This window comes from Ornithinibacillus liuyingii (assembly GCF_055550225.1).
Map to the genome: position 1 here is coordinate 95,528 of NZ_JBPWOS010000004.1, position 18,178 is coordinate 113,705.

General features: G+C 39.9%; 15 protein-coding genes. All 15 read left to right on the plus strand.

The annotated features are described in order from the left end of the window. Window positions 1-6 precede the first annotated feature (6 nt). The 15 genes from purC (at window position 7) to pcrA (ending at window position 18,170) form a co-directional block, all read left to right on the plus strand. On the plus strand, window positions 7-720 hold the full coding sequence (purC, locus tag ACSKT4_RS06630; protein ID WP_186869023.1) for a phosphoribosylaminoimidazolesuccinocarboxamide synthase: 714 nt from the start codon (window positions 7-9) through the stop codon (window positions 718-720). Beyond that, window positions 717-968, plus strand: coding sequence for a phosphoribosylformylglycinamidine synthase subunit PurS (gene purS / locus ACSKT4_RS06635; protein WP_186869022.1), 252 nt, complete (start codon window positions 717-719; stop codon window positions 966-968). Before purC ends, purS begins: the two co-directional genes overlap by 4 nt. Further along, window positions 965-1,651, plus strand: a complete 687-nt coding sequence (purQ, locus tag ACSKT4_RS06640; RefSeq protein WP_186869021.1) for a phosphoribosylformylglycinamidine synthase subunit PurQ — start codon at window positions 965-967, stop codon at window positions 1,649-1,651. The genes purS and purQ overlap by 4 nt, the downstream gene beginning before the upstream one ends. Next, entirely contained in the window at window positions 1,635-3,854 is a 2,220-nt protein-coding gene (purL, locus tag ACSKT4_RS06645; RefSeq protein WP_186869020.1) for a phosphoribosylformylglycinamidine synthase subunit PurL, read from the plus strand. Before purQ ends, purL begins: the two co-directional genes overlap by 17 nt. After that, window positions 3,839-5,248 carry an amidophosphoribosyltransferase gene (gene purF / locus ACSKT4_RS06650; protein WP_186869019.1) on the plus strand — a complete coding sequence of 470 codons (1,410 nt, stop codon included), beginning with the start codon at window positions 3,839-3,841 and terminating at the stop codon, window positions 5,246-5,248. The genes purL and purF overlap by 16 nt, the downstream gene beginning before the upstream one ends. A gap of 13 nt (window positions 5,249-5,261) precedes the next feature. Beyond that, the gene (purM, locus tag ACSKT4_RS06655; RefSeq protein ID WP_465823053.1) at window positions 5,262-6,284 is read left to right on the plus strand and encodes a phosphoribosylformylglycinamidine cyclo-ligase; all 1,023 of its coding nucleotides are present in this window, start codon (window positions 5,262-5,264) and stop codon (window positions 6,282-6,284) included. Then, window positions 6,277-6,846: a phosphoribosylglycinamide formyltransferase gene (gene purN / locus ACSKT4_RS06660; RefSeq protein ID WP_186869017.1), complete on the plus strand. Its 570-nt coding sequence runs from the start codon at window positions 6,277-6,279 to the stop codon at window positions 6,844-6,846. The genes purM and purN overlap by 8 nt, the downstream gene beginning before the upstream one ends. A 243-nt stretch (window positions 6,847-7,089) precedes the next feature. Next, complete coding sequence (gene purH, locus ACSKT4_RS06665; RefSeq protein ID WP_186869016.1) at window positions 7,090-8,619, plus strand: bifunctional phosphoribosylaminoimidazolecarboxamide formyltransferase/IMP cyclohydrolase; 1,530 nt, start codon at window positions 7,090-7,092, stop codon at window positions 8,617-8,619. A 15-nt stretch (window positions 8,620-8,634) separates the two neighbouring features. Beyond that, window positions 8,635-9,894 carry a phosphoribosylamine--glycine ligase gene (gene purD, locus ACSKT4_RS06670; RefSeq protein WP_465823055.1) on the plus strand — a complete coding sequence of 420 codons (1,260 nt, stop codon included), beginning with the start codon at window positions 8,635-8,637 and terminating at the stop codon, window positions 9,892-9,894. A gap of 362 nt (window positions 9,895-10,256) precedes the next feature. Next, window positions 10,257-11,990, plus strand: coding sequence for an adenine deaminase C-terminal domain-containing protein (locus ACSKT4_RS06675; RefSeq protein ID WP_465823057.1), 1,734 nt, complete (start codon window positions 10,257-10,259; stop codon window positions 11,988-11,990). Between the two features lie 59 nt (window positions 11,991-12,049). Then, window positions 12,050-13,120, plus strand: a complete 1,071-nt coding sequence (locus tag ACSKT4_RS06680) for a DUF3048 domain-containing protein (protein ID WP_465823059.1) — start codon at window positions 12,050-12,052, stop codon at window positions 13,118-13,120. 11 nt (window positions 13,121-13,131) lie between these two features. Beyond that, window positions 13,132-13,428 (plus strand): YerC/YecD family TrpR-related protein, encoded by a 297-nt coding sequence (locus ACSKT4_RS06685; protein ID WP_465823060.1) that lies wholly within the window; start codon window positions 13,132-13,134, stop codon window positions 13,426-13,428. A gap of 203 nt (window positions 13,429-13,631) precedes the next feature. Next, the gene (locus ACSKT4_RS06690; RefSeq protein ID WP_465823061.1) at window positions 13,632-14,828 is read left to right on the plus strand and encodes a class I SAM-dependent rRNA methyltransferase; all 1,197 of its coding nucleotides are present in this window, start codon (window positions 13,632-13,634) and stop codon (window positions 14,826-14,828) included. Window positions 14,829-15,098: 270 nt separating this feature from the next. Beyond that, a complete protein-coding gene (gene pcrB, locus ACSKT4_RS06695) occupies window positions 15,099-15,776 on the plus strand; it encodes a heptaprenylglyceryl phosphate synthase (protein WP_186869110.1) in 678 nt (225 codons plus the stop codon). A gap of 105 nt (window positions 15,777-15,881) precedes the next feature. After that, a complete protein-coding gene (gene pcrA / locus ACSKT4_RS06700) occupies window positions 15,882-18,170 on the plus strand; it encodes a DNA helicase PcrA (protein WP_465823062.1) in 2,289 nt (762 codons plus the stop codon). Window positions 18,171-18,178 lie beyond the last annotated feature (8 nt).

The window sequence follows — 18,178 nt, forward strand, 5'->3', positions numbered from 1 at the left end:
AACGTCATGAAGGCAGAGCTATTGTATGAGGGGAAGGCGAAAAAGGTTTACCGCTCTTCCACAGATTCAGAGAAGCTTGTTTTATCCTATAAAAATGATGCAACAGCTTTTAACGGAAAGAAGAAGGAAAGTTTTCCAGGAAAAGGGAGATTAAATAATCTTATTTCCTCCTTAATCTTCCCTTACTTACATGAACGCGGTATCAAGAGTCATTTCATGAAGCGGTTGAATGAGACAGAACAACTCGTGATGGAAACAACCATTATTCCAATGGAAGTAGTTGTTCGTAATCTGGCAACGGGGAGTATCACAAAGCGTCTGGGACTTAGAGAGAAGACTCCTTTCTCTCCTCCGCTTGTCGAACTGTTTTATAAAAATGATGATTTAGATGATCCGTTAATTAATGATGACCATGCTCTGCTTTTAACAGACGTAATCCATAAAGAATTACGGGAAATAAAAGCGCAAGCACTAGAAATTAATACCGTTTTAACAGAATTCTTCCAATCTATTAATCTAAAACTAGTAGATTTTAAGCTAGAATTTGGTCGTCTTCCAAATGGCGATATTGTGTTGTCGGATGAGATTTCACCAGATACTTGTAGACTCTGGGATTTAAAGACCAATGAGAAAATGGATAAAGATGTTTTTCGTCAAGGTACAGGTGATTTAATCACCGTTTATGAACAAATATTACAGCGACTGGAGCGAAGAGTATGAGAAAAGTAACGGTTTATATCACATTAAAGCAAGGTGTACTAGATCCACAAGGAAAAGCGATTCAGGAATCATTAAACTCACTGGGTTATAAAGAGGTTGAGGAAGCACGCGTAGGAAAGTACATTGAGATGACAATAGAAGATGGTCCTAAACTAGAGGACCGGGTAAAAGAAATGTGTGATAAACTCTTAGCCAATCCAGTAATCGAGGATTACCAATTTGAAATTGGGGAGGCTGCACACTCGTGAAATTTGCTGTAATTGTTTTCCCAGGTTCCAATTGTGACCGAGACATGTATCATGCGGTAAAAGAAGTACTTGGTGCAGAAGCAGATCTAGTTTGGTACCAAACTAGTGATTTGCAGGATTATGATGGTATTTTACTTCCGGGAGGATTTTCTTACGGTGATTATCTTCGTTCAGGTGCTGTTGCAGCAACATCGGATGTCATGAACCAAGTAAGGGAGCATGCCGCGAAGGGAAAGCCAGTACTAGGTGTTTGTAATGGATTTCAAATTTTAACAGAATCTGGCCTACTTCCAGGGGCTTTAATGCGAAATAAACGACTATCCTTTATGTGCCACCAGGAAGAACTAATCGTTGAAAATAACGAAACCATCTTTACTAGTGGCTATGAGAAAGGCGAGGTAGTCCGCTTCCCGATTGCTCATGGTGAGGGGAACTATTTCTGTGATGATGAAACACTTACAGAGCTAAAAGCGAATAATCAAATCGTATTCACCTATAAACAGAATCCCAACGGCTCTGTAGAAGATATTGCAGGCATTGTGAACAAAGAAGGAAATGTATTAGGCATGATGCCACACCCAGAGCGTGCAGTGGAAGCACTTCTAGGTAGTGATGATGGGTTAAAGTTATTCCAATCAATGGTGAAAAAATGGAGGGAGTCCTATTATGTTACAAACGCATGAGATCAGCCCAGAGCAAATTGAACGAGATAAGCTTTATGAGGAAATGGGACTCAGCAGTTCAGAATTTGAAATGGTCAAAAAAATCTTAGGTCGTCTACCGAACTTTACGGAAACGGGGATTTTCTCGGTCATGTGGTCAGAGCATTGTAGCTATAAGACGTCTAAACCTCTATTAAAGAAGTTTCCGACAAAAGCGCCACATGTGTTACAAGGCCCAGGTGAAGGGGCTGGAATAATCGATATTGGCGACAATCAAGCCGTTGTATTCAAGATTGAAAGCCATAATCATCCGTCTGCCGTAGAACCATATCAAGGGGCAGCTACTGGAGTTGGTGGAATTATCCGTGATGTATTTTCCATGGGTGCTCGTCCAATTGCATTGATGAACTCGCTCCGATTTGGAAATTTAAAAACGGATCGAGTGAAATACTTATTCTCAGAGGTTGTTAACGGGATTGCTGGTTACGGGAATTGTGTTGGTATACCAACAGTTGGGGGAGAAGTACAGTTTGATGATTCCTATGAAGATAATCCATTAGTCAATGCGATGTGTATTGGCCTAATTAATCATGATGATATTCAAAAGGGGATTGCTGCTGGTATTGGTAATACGGTTCTGTATGCTGGTGCTCCTACCGGGCGTGATGGTATTCATGGGGCAACATTTGCTTCGGATGATTTAGCAGAAGACGCAGCGAAAGATCGTCCAGCCGTCCAAGTTGGTGACCCATTTATGGAAAAACTATTAATAGAAGCTTGCTTAGAGGTGATCCATTCCGATGCGCTTGTTGGTATGCAGGATATGGGGGCAGCTGGTTTAACCTCTTCAGCAAGTGAGATGGCAAGTAAAGCTGGTACTGGAATGGAAATGGATTTAGATTTAGTTCCACAACGTGAGCAAAACATGACTGCTTATGAATTAATGCTTTCGGAATCCCAAGAGCGTATGTTATTGGTTGTCAAAAAAGGTAGAGAGCAAGAAATCATTGATGTGTTTACACGATATGGTCTGAAAGCAGTAGCGGTAGGGCAAGTTATCGAGGAAAAGGTATTTCGAATTAAACAGCATGGTGAAGTACAAGCAGAAATCCCTGTTGATGCATTAGCAGAGGAAGCACCTGTTTATCATTTACCTGCTCAGGAGGCTCGTTATTACCAAGAGTTTCAGAAGATTGGCAATCATGTACCTATCATTGATGACCATGGGGCGGTATTGAAGCAATTATTACAGCAACCAACCATTGCAAGTAAAGAATGGGTTTATGATCAATATGATTCGATGGTACAAACAAATACTGTGACAGGACCAGGATCCGATGCTGCCGTTGTGCGAATTAAAGGTACGAATAAATCATTAGCGATTACAACAGATTGTAATTCTCGTTATATCTATTTAGATCCAGAAATTGGTGGAAAGATTGCTGTAGCTGAAGCGGCACGTAATATTATTTGTTCTGGAGCTAGACCACTCGGCTTAACAGACGGATTAAACTATGGTAACCCAACAAATCCAGAAGTATTTTGGCAAATGGAAAAAAGCGTAGAAGGTATGAGTGATGCTTGTGAAAAATTAGGTACACCAGTAATTAGTGGGAATGTTTCTTTATATAACCAGTCTAAAGGGAAAGCGATTTTCCCAACACCAATTGTAGGAATGGTCGGCTTACATGAGTCACTAGAACATATTACACCAAGCTTTTTCCAACAATCCGGTGATGCCATTTATGTCATTGGGGAAAGTAAGCCGGAATTTGGTGGTAGTGAATTGCAAAACCTTCTAAACGGGGCATATGAAGGGAAAGCACCAGAAATCAATTTAGATATCGAAGCTAAACGTCAAGCCCAGTTACTCGAAGCAATCCAAAGCGGCTTAGTTGTTTCAGCACATGATCTTGCTGAAGGTGGACTTGGTGTTGCACTTAGTGAGTGTTTATTCTATGACACGTTGTTAGGTGCTGATATCCAAGTGAGTGGTGATGTGACAGTAGAACTATTTAGTGAGACACAATCTCGTTTTATCGTAAGTGTGAGACCTGAGCAACAGGAAGTGTTTGAACAAGTAGTGGAGGATGCAGTACAAATAGGTCTCGTCACATCAGATGGTCAATTAACAGTTCGGAGCAAAGATGGTGACGTATTATCCGAAAGTGTTCATGAGTTATACCGTCTTTGGAAAGGAGCAATTCCATGCTTGCTGAAATAAGAGGCTTAAATGAAGAGTGTGGTGTCTTTGGCATTTGGGGTCATGATAAGGCGGCGGAATTAACATATTATGGACTTCATGCTTTACAACATCGTGGCCAGGAAGGTGCAGGTGTCGTCACAACAAATGGGTTAGAATTAAAGCTTCACAAAGAGCAGGGACTAGTCAATGATGTATTCAAGCGAGTTGATTTCTCCAAGCTTAGTGGCCATGCTGCAATCGGGCATGTCCGTTACGCAACACAAGGGGAAAGATCAATTGATAATGTCCAACCATTGCTTTTTCGTTCGCAGACGGGAAGTATGGCGCTTGCTCATAATGGAAATATCATGAACGCTTATGAGCTCCGTGGTGAATTAGAGTCTGCAGGAAGTATTTTACAAACCTCTTCTGATACAGAAGTACTTGCTCACTTATTGAAGCGAAATGGCAATATGGATACCGTTTCCGGATTAAAGGATGCTCTTGGTCAATTAGTTGGCGCCTATGCTTTTATCATTCTCTCGGAAACTCGCATGCATGTAGCGTTAGATCCAAAAGGGTTACGTCCATTATCGATTGGTAGATTAGGAGATGCATATGTCGTAGCATCTGAGACTTCCGCGTTTGATATTATTGGTGCGGCCTACGAACGTGACGTTTTACCAGGTGAGTTAATTACGATTTCCGATGATGGATTAGAGTCTACACGCTTTGCTCTACCACAAAAGCGGGCATTATGTGCGATGGAGTATGTTTATTTTTCCCGCCCAGATAGTAATTTAAATGAGGTCAACGTCCATGCATCACGTAAGCGTATGGGGATTGAATTAGCTAAGGAAGCTCCTGTTGAAGCAGATGTGGTAACAGGTGTACCGGATTCTAGTATTTCTGCGGCGATTGGCTATGCAGAACAAACTGGTATTCCATACGAAATAGGCTTAATTAAAAATCGATATACTGGAAGAACGTTCATCCAGCCTTCCCAAGAACTTCGCGAGCAAGGGGTTAAAATGAAGCTTTCTCCTGTACGTGCAATTGTGGAAGGTAAGCGTGTCATTATGATTGATGATTCTATCGTTCGAGGTACAACATGCAAACGAATCGTTCGCATGTTGAAGGAAGCTGGTGCGAAAGAGGTTCATGTGAGGATTGCATCTCCTTCTATTACAAACCCTTGCTATTACGGAATTGACATGTCTACGAAAGAGGAACTAATTGCAGCAAATTATTCGATTGATAAAATTTGCGAAATCATTGGTGCAGATAGTTTAGCTTATCTTTCTAGTGATGGTTTAGAACGGGCAATCGTTTCAGATGATTCTATAGATCAAGGTGTCTGTATGGCATGTATGACAGGACAGTACCCAGTAACGAAGAATGGTCAATTAGAAATTTCCTATACGAAATGTTAAGGAGCGTGACAACGTGTCGAATGTATATAAGGCAGCAGGTGTCGATGTAGAAGCGGGCTATGAAGCGGTTGAACGAATGAAAAAGCATATCGCTAAAACAACAAGACCAGAAGTACTTGGCGGAATAGGTGCTTTTGCCGGATTATTTGAACTAACATCTTTTCCGTATAAAGAGCCTGTATTAGTCTCTGGAACAGATGGAGTTGGAACTAAGTTAAAATTAGCCATTGAATTGGATAAACACGATACAGTTGGCGTCGATTTAGTTGCTATGTGTGTCAATGATATCGTTGCTCAAGGTGCAACCCCCTTGTTCTTCCTTGATTATATAGCATGTGGAAAAAACGATCCTGCACGAATAGAACAAATTGTTGCGGGAATCGCAGAAGGCTGTGCTAATGCGGAAGCGGCATTAATAGGTGGGGAAACAGCGGAAATGCCAGGAATGTACGGGGAAAATGAATATGACTTAGCTGGATTTGTTGTTGGAATTGCTGAAAAGTCAGCACTAGTTACCGGAGAACAAATTCAAGCAGGTGACATCATTATCGGTCTACCCTCCAGTGGGATACATTCGAATGGTTATTCCTTAGTCCGGAAAATAGTTAATGACTTAGACTTAACGGAGACTCCCGCTGGATTATCCAAGCCACTAGGTGAGTGGCTAATGGAACCAACTAAGATCTATGCAAAGCAGATTAACAGTGTCATGAAGGAAGTTTCTATAAAAGGCATTTCACATATAACTGGTGGTGGATTTTATGAAAACATCCCAAGAATGCTACCGGCAGGACTAGGTGTAGATTTAGTTTATGGAAATTGGGAGATACCAGAAATATTTCCATTCCTACAAGAAAGAGGTAACATAACGCTTGATGATATGTTTAGCGTATTCAACATGGGAATTGGCATGGCAATCGTAGTCGCCAAACAAGACGCAGAGCAAGCCCTACATACCCTAGCGAAGGCAGGCGAACATGCTACAATAATTGGTCAAGTAGGGACAAACGAAGGAGTACACTTCCGTTATGAGTAAAATTAAAGCAGCCGTATTTGCTTCTGGTACAGGTAGTAATTTTGAAGCCATCATGAAAGCGGAGAATGTAGCTTGTGAAATTGCCTTGCTAGTTTGTGACAAACCAGGAGCCAAAGTCATTGAAAAAGCGGAGCGGTTAGGTGTACAAACGTTTGTTTTAAATCCTAAAAACTACCCGTCTAAAGCAGAATATGAGTCGGAAGTGCTGCGCGCTGTACGTAAGCATGAAGTGGAATGGATATTTCTTGCAGGCTATATGCGATTAATTGGCCCGACACTACTAGAAGCATACGAAGGGAAAATATTAAATATCCATCCATCCCTTTTACCGGCTTTTCCCGGTAAAGATGCCATAGGTCAGGCTTTTCAAGCTGGCGTCAAAGTTACAGGTGTTACCGTCCACTTCGTTGATGAAGGAATGGATACAGGCCCAGTTATCGCACAAGAACAAGTCCCTATTTTACCAGAGGATACAGAAGAAACATTAAAGAACCGGATACAGCAGGTCGAGCATGTGTTATACCCAAGGGTGATTAATCAAGTGGTAGCAGATAGCCGTTAATGTAGGTGGGATGTGGTGCGGTAGATGGGCTTGGAATGGGTGGAGCTGCGCCTGAGTGGGAACGGGATGCGCCCGAAATTGGGATACATGTGACCGAGCGGGAGTAAGATGAGCCCGAGCGAGAAAGAGACGCCCCCACCCCCATAAGCAAATGCGCCCGATCCGGTAAAAGATACACCAAAAACGATAGTACAGGTTACCTAATAGAAGAAAGTACACACGATAGAAGCAAGGAGTGTAACTATGAAAAAGCGTGCATTAATCAGTGTTTCAGATAAACAGAAGATTGTAGAGTTTGCTCAAGGGTTAGTTGAACTGGACTATGAGATTGTCTCGACTGGTGGTACATTAAAGGCATTGCAAAATGCTAGTGTGCCTGCGATCTCTATTGATCAGGTTACTGGTTTTCCAGAAATTATGGATGGTCGTCTGAAGACGCTTCATCCAAAGGTTCATGGTGGATTATTAGGTAGGCGCTCGAATCCAGATCATTTGCAACAAATGGAAGCGAATGAGATAGAGCCAATAGATGTTGTGGTGGTTAATCTGTATCCTTTCAAACAAACGCTTGTTTCAGAAGGCGTTACAAAGGAAGAAATTATAGAGAATATCGATATTGGTGGGCCAACTATGTTACGTTCTGCTGCGAAGAATTTTGATGACGTCTTAGTTGTGGTAGATCCGGAAGATTATACCCCAGTTTTAGAAGGAATTAAGGATGCTTCTATTAGTCTGGAATTCCGTCAAAAGCTTGCGGCTAAAGTATTCCGCCACACGGCAAACTATGATGCAATCATTGCTAATTACTTTTTAACACAAACTGGCGAGAAATTCCCAGAGACCTACACTGTTACATATGAAAAAGTTCAATCCTTACGATATGGGGAAAATCCACATCAAGTTGCTGCATTTTATAAAAATCCAATTCAAAACGGAATGAGTTTGGCCACAGCTAAGCAATTACATGGTAAGGAGCTTTCCTATAACAATATCCAAGATGCAAATGCTGCTGTGGAAATATTGACAGAATATGATTTACCAGCAGCAGTTGCTGTAAAACATATGAATCCTTGTGGAATTGGGATGGCTGAATCAATTGCAGAAGCGTTCCAACTGGCATTTGATGCTGACCCAATCTCAATTTTTGGTGGAATTGTTGCATTGAATAGAGAAGTAGACGCTCAAACTGCTGAGAAATTAAGTGAGATTTTTCTTGAAATCGTCATTGCTCCGAGCTTCTCGGAAAAAGCGCTAGAAATCTTGACGCAAAAGAAAAATATTCGTCTATTAACAATGGAAATGGCCCAAAAGGATGAGAGCTTTAAGCTAACAACAGTTGATGGCGGTGTCCTAATTCAAAATAAAGATATTGGTAGTGTAGACGTAGGAAGCGTTGAGGTTGTAACCGATAGAGCGCCAACTGAGGAAGAACTACAAAATCTCCTTTTTGCTTGGAAAGCAGTTAAACACGTGAAATCAAACGCAATTGTTTTAGCAAAAGATAATCAAACAATTGGTGTTGGGGCAGGACAAATGAACCGGGTTGGGGCTGCACGTATTGCGATCGAGCAAGCTGGAGATAAGGCGCTTGGATCAGTGTTAGCATCGGATGCTTTTTTTCCAATGCCTGATACTGTAGAAGAAGCAATCAAGGTAGGAGTAACCGCCATTATCCAACCAGGTGGTTCTAAACGCGATCAAGATTCCATCGATGTATGTAACGAACATGGTATTGCAATGGTATACACAGGTATGCGTCATTTCAAACATTAATGAGGGGGCCGGGTGATGAACGTTCTTGTAATAGGTCGTGGTGGTCGTGAGCATAGTATCGTAATGAAGCTTTCAGAAAGTAAATTAATAGATAAGCTATTTGTTGCACCTGGTAATGCAGGGATGGAAAATGTGGCAACCTGTGTTCCAATAGAAGAAACCGAGACTATGAAACTGATTCATTTTGCAAAAGAGCATAGTATTGAGCTTACGATAGTAGGTCCGGAAAATCCGTTATTAGATGGAATCGCTAATGAATTTCTAGCGGAAGGCTTAAGCGTCTTTGCCCCTACGAAAGAGGCTGCATTAATTGAAGGAAGTAAAAGCTTTGCAAAGGAAATCATGAAGAAATATCAGATTCCAACGGCAAGCTATGAAACATTTACGGATGCAGAAAAAGCAAAAGCATATGTAATTGAAAAGGGTGCGCCAATTGTAATTAAGGCAGACGGATTAGCAGCTGGAAAAGGTGTAGTCGTCGCTGAAACTACGAAGCATGCCATTCAAGCAATTGATGATATGCTAGTGTCGAAGGCGTTCTCTGAAGCGGGGGCTAAGGTTGTAGTGGAAGAATTTTTGATGGGAAATGAATTTTCTCTAATGGCATTTGTCCATGGAGAAAAAGTATGTCCGATGATTCCAGCTAGAGATCATAAGCGTGCATTCGACCATGATGAAGGTCCGAATACTGGTGGGATGGGCGCATATGCCCCAGTTCCGGACATAACGGAGGAAGCAATCAACTATGCTACAAAAGAGATTCTCCAAAAGGCTGCATGTGGGTTAGTTGCAGAAGGCCGTTCTTTCACTGGAATATTATATGCTGGTCTTATTATGACAGCTGAAGGTCCAAAGGTTATTGAATTTAATGCTAGATTCGGTGACCCAGAAACACAAGTAGTGTTACCATTATTGAAAAATGATTTGATACAGGTATTAGTAGATGTTTTAAATGATGAAACCCCACAGCTAGAATGGGAAGAACAGTCCTGTTTAGGGGTAGTCCTAGCATCTGATGGCTATCCAGGTTCCTATCAAAAAGGCGTATTACTACCTAATTTATATGGGGAGTCTTTTATTGTCTATGCTGGTGTCGATAAAACGGATAACGGCTTTGTCTCAAATGGAGGCAGAGTACTGTTAGTTGGCACTAAAAGTACTACTATAGAGAACGCGGGAAAATTAGTATATGAAAGCTTACCGGCAAATAAAGATTTAGAAGGATTTTTCTATCGTACAGATATAGGGAAAATGAAAAAAGACGCTCTTTCGTAGAGTGTCTTTTTTACCTTCCGCTAAAATATGGATTGAAAGAACATGAATGGGCTAGCTTGGATTTAAGTTTAATTGAAAGATAGAAAGGTTCAATTGATAACTCTTAATTAAAACTATAGTTTAATTGAACAATAGAACGACTTAATTGATAAACTAGTCCGCTAATCCCTCCCAAATAAACAATAGAACAATCCCAATAAACCCCCAAAAGTCCAAGGCCCCCTCTAATCAATCAATAAACCAATCCACCTCCCCCATTTCCAATTTGTCACAAAATTTTCACTGTAATTCACAAGAACTTTACAGTAATAAAGCGTGAATTGTGATACAATTGGAAAAAGAATAAATTTGGAGAGTTGCCTATGTTAGAGAATGGACATTGGAGAAATTTTGAACTTCGTAAGCATGTGAAAGTAGTAGAAGGTAAGATAGCACCAACACTAGTACTAAAGAATGCTACTTATTTAAATATGTTCTTAAATCAATGGTTAACAGCGAACATTTGGATCTATAATGAACGGATTATTTATGTCGGGGATAAGCTTCCTGAACAGACAACAGAAGTTGTGGACTGTAAGGGGAAGTATGTAGTGCCTGGTTATATGGAACCACATGCTCATCCGTTTCAATTATATAATCCTGAAGTATTAGCGAAACATGCTGCAAAATTTGGAACGACTACATTAGTTAATGATAATTTATCATGGCTTTTTTTGTTAGAAAAAAAGAAAGCGTTTTCTATCCTGCGCGAGTTTGATAAGCTACCAGTTTCTATGTATTGGTGGAGTAGATTTGATCCCCAAACAGCTATGTTAGAAGAAGACCAACTATTCAATACTGAAGATATGCTAGATTGGTTGAATCACCCATCGGTCCTACAGGGCGGGGAACTGACTGGGTGGCCAAGTCTGTTAAATGGTGATGATCGATTATTATATTGGATTCAAGAAATGAAGCGCAAAGGAAAGCGTGTGGAGGGACATCTTCCAGGCGCGTCCGAGAACACGTTAACTAAGATGAAGCTTCTTGGCATTTCGGCAGATCATGAATCTATTTCTGGTGAGGATGTAATAAACCGCCTTAAGCTTGGCTATCAGGTGGGTTTACGTTATTCTTCAATTCGACCAGATCTTCCGCAACTTTTAGAGGAAATAATCGGTGCGGGATTAACGAGCTTCGAACAGTTAACGATGACAACAGATGGGGCAACGCCAGGCTTCTATGAGAATGGATTAATGAATGTTTGTATTGAAATTGCCATCCAACAGGGGGTGCCTATTGAAGATGCTTATCGAATGGCATCCTTCAATGTGGCGAAGCACTTCCATTTGGAAGAGCAGTTAGGATGTATAGCGCCGGGGCGAATTGCTAATATTAATATATTACAAGCAAAGGATATTCCACACCCAGAGAGTGTATTAGCGAAGGGGAAATGGATTGTTAGGGAAAATGTAGAGCAAGAATTACCTTCCTATATTAATTGGGAGAAATATAAAATAAAACCACTTCAGTTTGAGTGGGATATGGACTTACGGGACTTACAGTTTTCGATACCAATCGGACTAGATATGATTAATGATGTTATCATCAAACCATACCCTATTCAAACTGATATTACGGTAAATGAATTACCAGAATATCGTGATGATGCTTTCTTATTGTTACTGGATAAGAAAGGACAGTGGCGAGTCAATACTACGATACGGGGTTTTACGAAGAGCCTAGGAGGATTGGTTAGTTCATTTTCTCAAACAGGAGATTTAATTTTTATTGGAAAAAATAAACAGGATATGTTACTTGCATGGAAACGGCTAAAGGAATTAGGTGGCGGGATTGTTCTTGTGCAAGAAGGCGAAGTAGTAGCAGAGCTTCCTTTATTGTTAGGAGGGAGGATGTTTGCTGGTAGCATGGATGATTTAATCGAAAAGGAGAAGGAGTTAAAAGCTAAACTTCTTGAATTCGGATATCAATTTCATGATCCGATATACAGTATTCTATTTTTATCCTCTACTCATTTGCCATACATTCGTATTACCCAAGAAGGGATTATGGATATTAAGAAACGTGAAGTACTCTTCCCAGCGACCATGCGATAGCATATAATGGTACTAAGTACTATTATAGGTAGAACAGACTATATAAAGGTGTTGGGAATATGAGGAAGATATTTTTACTAGTACTTTTTAGTATTAGTATTCTATTAGTGGCATGTAATGATGATTCAGATAAACCTCAGACAGAAGAACAGCCAGAGGAGAATACAGAAGTGTCTGTAACCGAACCAGGAGAACCCGAGGGACATTATGCCAATAAGTATCCATTAACAGGGATTGCGACTAATGACAGTGTGGATCATCGTATAGTGGGTATTATGGTGAATAATCATACGAAGGCCCGTCCGCAATCAGGGCTTTCACAGGCGGATATTGTCTTTGAGATTCTTGCTGAGGGCATGATTACACGATTTCTAGCGCTATTCCATAGTGAACAGCCAGAAGTGGTTGGTCCCGTACGAAGTGCACGTGAATATTATTTCGACCTTGCAAATCGGTATGGTGCATTATATATTTATCATGGTGCGGCAGAATTTGTAAATGATATGCTAGATAATCGTGGTATCGATCATCTTGATGGAGCAAATTATGATAATGATGGTAAATTATTTAAGAGGGAATCATTCCGTGAAGCACCACATAATTCATATTTGTTATTTGATAATGTGTATCAAGTAGCAGCTGATAATGGTTTTGCGGTAACTGCCGAGAACGAATCCTTGCCATTTTTAACCGAAGAAGAGGTAGATTTAATACATGGAGAAGCTGCTCATGAGGTAGAAATCGTCTACTCTAATAATCCGATGGAAATCGTGGAGTACAAATACGATGCTACGACCGAGAAATACACTCGCTTTAATGATAGAGAGATGACAGTAGAGTTAAACACGAATGAGCCAATACAAGTGGATAATGTATTTATTGTGGAAACGCATCATGAAATAATAGATGATGCAGGACGCAGGGATATTAATTTCTATTCAGGTGGAGATGCTTATCTCATTCAAAAAGGAAAAGTCCAACAGCTTAAATGGGAAAATCGAAATGGAAAGATAGTGCCAGTTAAAGATGGCGAAGTGGTGGGCTTTGTACCAGGTAAAACATGGATTAATGTAGTTCCTACTAGCCCAGGTATGGAGAGTTCCGTTACGATACTTTCGAGTAGGGAATAGGGGGTAACAATATGCAAATTGATAAATTACGTGGGGAAGCTCTCGATAATTTATTTGACGCAATTTTATCATTGAAGAATCGAGAAGAATGTTATCAATTCTTTGATGATATTGCAACGATGGGAGAGATTCAATCCCTAGCTCAACGACTCCAGGTTGCCAAAATGCTTTCCGAGGGTTATACGTACAAAGCGATTGAAAAAGAAACAAAAGCATCAACAGCCACCATCTCAAGAGTAAGACGATGTATTGATTATGGTAGTGATGGCTATAAGCTGGTGCTAGAACGGACGATGGAAAAAGAATAAGCAGAAAGAATGTACTAGTCTGTATTCTAAAAACGAATGCAGACTTTTTCACTTTTGTTAGGATAACCTTGCTAATAATATGGTTGAATAGGAAAATACTAAAGCAAAAGCGTGTTTCCTATTAGATTTAGCGAGATCATACGTGAGGTATGATACAATCATTAAATCTAAAGAAAAAATACATACAGATTGGATTGGAATAAATGGCAGATACGGTTCATTTAAAGATAAAGCCTAAATTCATAAAGAAGTATCGGAGCGGATTTCCGCTTATAGTATCAGAAGCAATTAGCAATCTAAAGGATTTAAAAGAGGAAGGCACCATCGTCAAATTGGTCGACGATAACAATCGATTTATTGCTAAAGGCTATTATGGAAAACAGAACAAAGGATATGGCTGGATTCTAAGTAAACAAGAGCATGAGAAATTTGATATGCATTTCTTTAAAAACAAAATAACCTCAGCAATTTATAAAAGAAAAAACCTATTTTCCGATGAAGATACTACGGCTTTTCGAGTTTTTAATGGAGAAGGCGATGGTGTAGGTGGAATTACGATTGATTATTTTAACGGGTACTATTTAATTAATTGGTATAGCAAAGGTATCTACCAATTCCGGAATGCTATTATCGAAGCATTAAAAGACGCTGTTGACTATACGGGAATTTATCAGAAAAAACGGTTCGATGCTAAAGGGCAATACATGGAAGATGATGATTTTGTTACTGGTGAGCGTGGAGAGTTCCCGATCATCGTAAAAGAAAACGGTGTTAACTTTGCAGTTTATCTCAATGAAGGTGCAATGGTAGGTGTATTTTTAGATCAACGTGAGGTAAGGAAAACAATCCGCGATAAATATGCCAATGGAACGAATATGTTAAATACATTCTCTTATACAGGGGCATTTTCTGTGTTTGCCGCATTAGGAGGAGCTACTAAAACGACGAGTGTTGACTTAGCCAACCGTAGTAAGCCAAAAACGATAGAGCAATTCAGCTTAAATGGAATTGATTATGAAGCGCAGGATATTATCGTCGAGGATGTATTTCAGTATTTTAAATATGCTGGTAGGAAGCAATTATTGTTTGATTTAGTAGTTTTAGACCCACCAAGCTTTGCTAGGTCTAAAAAGAATGTGTTTAGTGCAGATAAGCATTATAAAGACTTACTGAAAGAAGCAATCGCGATAACAGAAGATAATGGGGTCATCGTTGCCTCTACGAATAGTAGTGCATTTGGTATGAATAAGTTCAAAGGGTTTATCCAAAAAGCCTTTCAAGAAACTGGTTTTCGCTATAAAATAGTGGAGGAATTTTCACTACCAGAAGATTTCCGTACTATAAAAGAATATCCAGAAGGTAATTATTTGAAGGTAGTGTTTGTGAAGAAGATCAAGTAGGAAAAACCTTCTAAGTTAGCGTCATGTTAAACTTAGAGGGTTTTTCTTTTGCGGAGATGGGATTGTACATCATCTGAAACGCTACATCTTTGTCCATTTATTACACCAAAAAAACTTATCAAATCATTCAGGTGATAGTCTTTTTTTTGCTATAATAAACTAATGGAAAGATAGGGATAAACGATATGATTATTATCTTATGATTAAGCTGCTACAAGGCGTGATAGATAAAGTTTTTAATAATGGAGGATTAGACCTTTGTATACCAATATGAAAGAATGGAAGCATGTATTTAAGCTAGACCCTGCGAAGGAAATTGATGATGAGGATTTAGAGCTCATTTGCGAATCTGGTACAGACGCAATTATTGTAGGAGGAACAGATAATGTAACCCTTGATGGGGTGTTGGATTTATTATCCAGTATACGCCGGTACACGGTTCCTGTTATCTTAGAAATCTCGACGATGGAGGCTATTACTCCAGGATTTGATTATTACTATATTCCAATGGTTATGAATAGTACCGAGAAAAAATGGATGATGGATATTCAGCACGAAGCCATTAAAGAATATAAAGATATCATGAATTGGAATGAGATCTTTGTAGAAGGATACTGCATCTTAAATGAAGAGGCAAAAGCTTTCCAACATGCAAGCTGTAAGTTACCGAGTGATGAAGATGTGGTAGCGTACGCATATATGGCGGAGAATGTGTTTCATCTTCCAATATTCTATATAGAATATAGTGGAAAATACGGAAATCCAGAATTATTGCAGAAGGTACGTGGAGAGTTAACGAATACACTACTTTTCTATGGAGGCGGAATAGAAAAGCCAGAACAAGCAAGAGAAATGAAGAATCATGCAGATGTAATTGTTGTTGGCAATAGCATCTACACAAATTTGAAGGAAGCTTTAAAAACAGTTCATGCAGTAAAAAGTAACTAATTAGGACTATCTATTGAATTTTTGGAAGTATACTAGCCATGGTGGTTAGAAGGAAAAGGGATAGGACGTTAATTTGCCAAAGATTTTGAAGGAAGGTGTTTTAACATGAGTCGTGCAATCGATGACTTAATCAAAGGTTTAAACAAACAGCAACAAGAAGCTGTAAGACATACAGAAGGACCATTATTAATTATGGCCGGTGCTGGTAGTGGAAAGACTCGTGTGCTAACACACCGAATAGCATATTTAATGGAAGAAAAAGGTGTTTCACCACGTAACATTTTGGCCATTACATTCACGAATAAGGCTGCCCGTGAAATGAAAGACCGTGTTAGTAAACTAGTAGGACCAGAGGCAATCGATATGTGGGTGTCGACTTTCCACTCGATGTGTGTACGAATTTTACGACGAGATATTGATCGGATTGGCTTTAATCGTAATTTTACAATATTAGATAGTAGTGACCAGTTATCTGTCATCAAACAAGTATTAAAAGAATTGAACATAGATGCGAAGCAGTTTGAACCACGTGCTATGCAAGGACAAATTAGTAGTGCGAAGAATGAACTGATTACGGCAGAAGAGTTCTCGAATAAAGCAAGTAATTTCTATGATAGACAGGTTGCTCGAGTATATGAAGGTTATGAGAAAGTACTACGTAAAAACCAGTCACTAGATTTTGATGATTTAATTATGCAGACGATTCATTTGTTCAAGCGTGTACCAGAAGTATTGGAATATTATCAGCGGAGATTTCAATACATTCACGTGGATGAGTACCAAGATACGAACCATGCGCAATATACACTTGTCAAACAACTAGCCAATCGATTCCAAAATATATGTGTGGTTGGGGATTCTGATCAGTCTATATATCGTTGGCGTGGTGCGGATATTTCGAATATCCTTTCCTTTGAAAAGGACTACCCACTAGCAAAAACTGTATTCCTCGAGCAAAATTATCGTTCTACAAAATCAATTCTAGAAGCAGCAAATAAAGTCATAGCAAACAATCCAGGACGTAAGCCTAAAAATCTTTGGACAGAAAATCCTGATGGTCAGAAAATCAATTATTATCAAGGTGCCACTGAACAGGATGAAGCTTTATTTGTTACAGACAAAATACGTGAGTTAGTTCGTGAAGAGGGCTACTCACCAAATGATATTGCGATTCTTTACCGTACCAATGCGCAATCTCGTGCGGTTGAGGATACCTTAATGAAGTCTGGCGTATCGTACCAGATGGTTGGTGGCATGCGATTCTATGACCGTAAAGAGATTAAAGATATGATCGCTTATCTAAGGTTAATTACTAACCCAGATGATGATCTCAGTTTTGAACGTGTCGTAAATGAGCCGAAGCGTGGAATTGGGAAAACATCTATCGACCGGTTACGAGCATATGCTGCAGAAAATGGCATGTCCTTCTATCAAGCGGTGGAAGTGGTTGATTTTACCGGTGTGACCAAAAAGGCTGCACAGGCACTAGCAGAGTTCGGAACTCTTATTAAAAACTTAAATCAACAACAAGAATTCTTAACAGCAACCGATATGGTACAGCAAGTGTTAGAACGATCTGGTTATGAAGAAATGCTGAAAAATGAACGTTCCATTGAATCCCAGAGCCGACTGGAGAACTTAGAGGAATTTATGACGGTTACAAAGGACTTTGAGGAGGCAAGTGAGGATAAGACATTAATAGCCTTCTTAACCGATTTAGCGTTAATTGCTGATATTGACCGGGTGGATGAGGAAGACCCTGATAACGAGGAAAAAGTAACCTTAATGACGCTTCATGCTGCTAAAGGACTAGAGTTTCCAGTAGTATTCTTAATCGGGATGGAAGAGAATGTGTTTCCACATAGTCGTGCGATGTTCGACAATGAAGAAATGGAAGAAGAGCGCAGGCTTGCCTATGTAGGAATTACACGAGCAGAGAAGCAATTGTTCTTAACCAATGCTAAAATGCGTACACTTTATGGCCGTACGAATATGAACCCGGTAAGCCGATTTATCAATGAAATTCCAGAAGAGCTAATTGACGGATTAGAGCAGATGAAGCAATCTATGTTTGGTTCTAGCTCATTTGGGAATGATTTTAATAAGCAGGAAAGATCGCCATTTGGTAATCCGTCTAGAACGAGACCGACACCTGGCCAGCCGTTAGGACAAGCGCAACCGAAGCGTAAGGCAGAACGGATTCAATCCACCACCGGTGCTGAATCGGAAACTTGGAAGCCCGGGGATAAGGCATCACATAAGAAGTGGGGCGTTGGTACCGTTGTAAAGGTTCAAGGTGAAGGGGATAAGATGGAACTGGATGTTGCCTTCCCAGCACCGACAGGTATTAAACGATTACTAGCTAAATTTGCACCAATTACGAAAGAACAATAGGGAGGTGC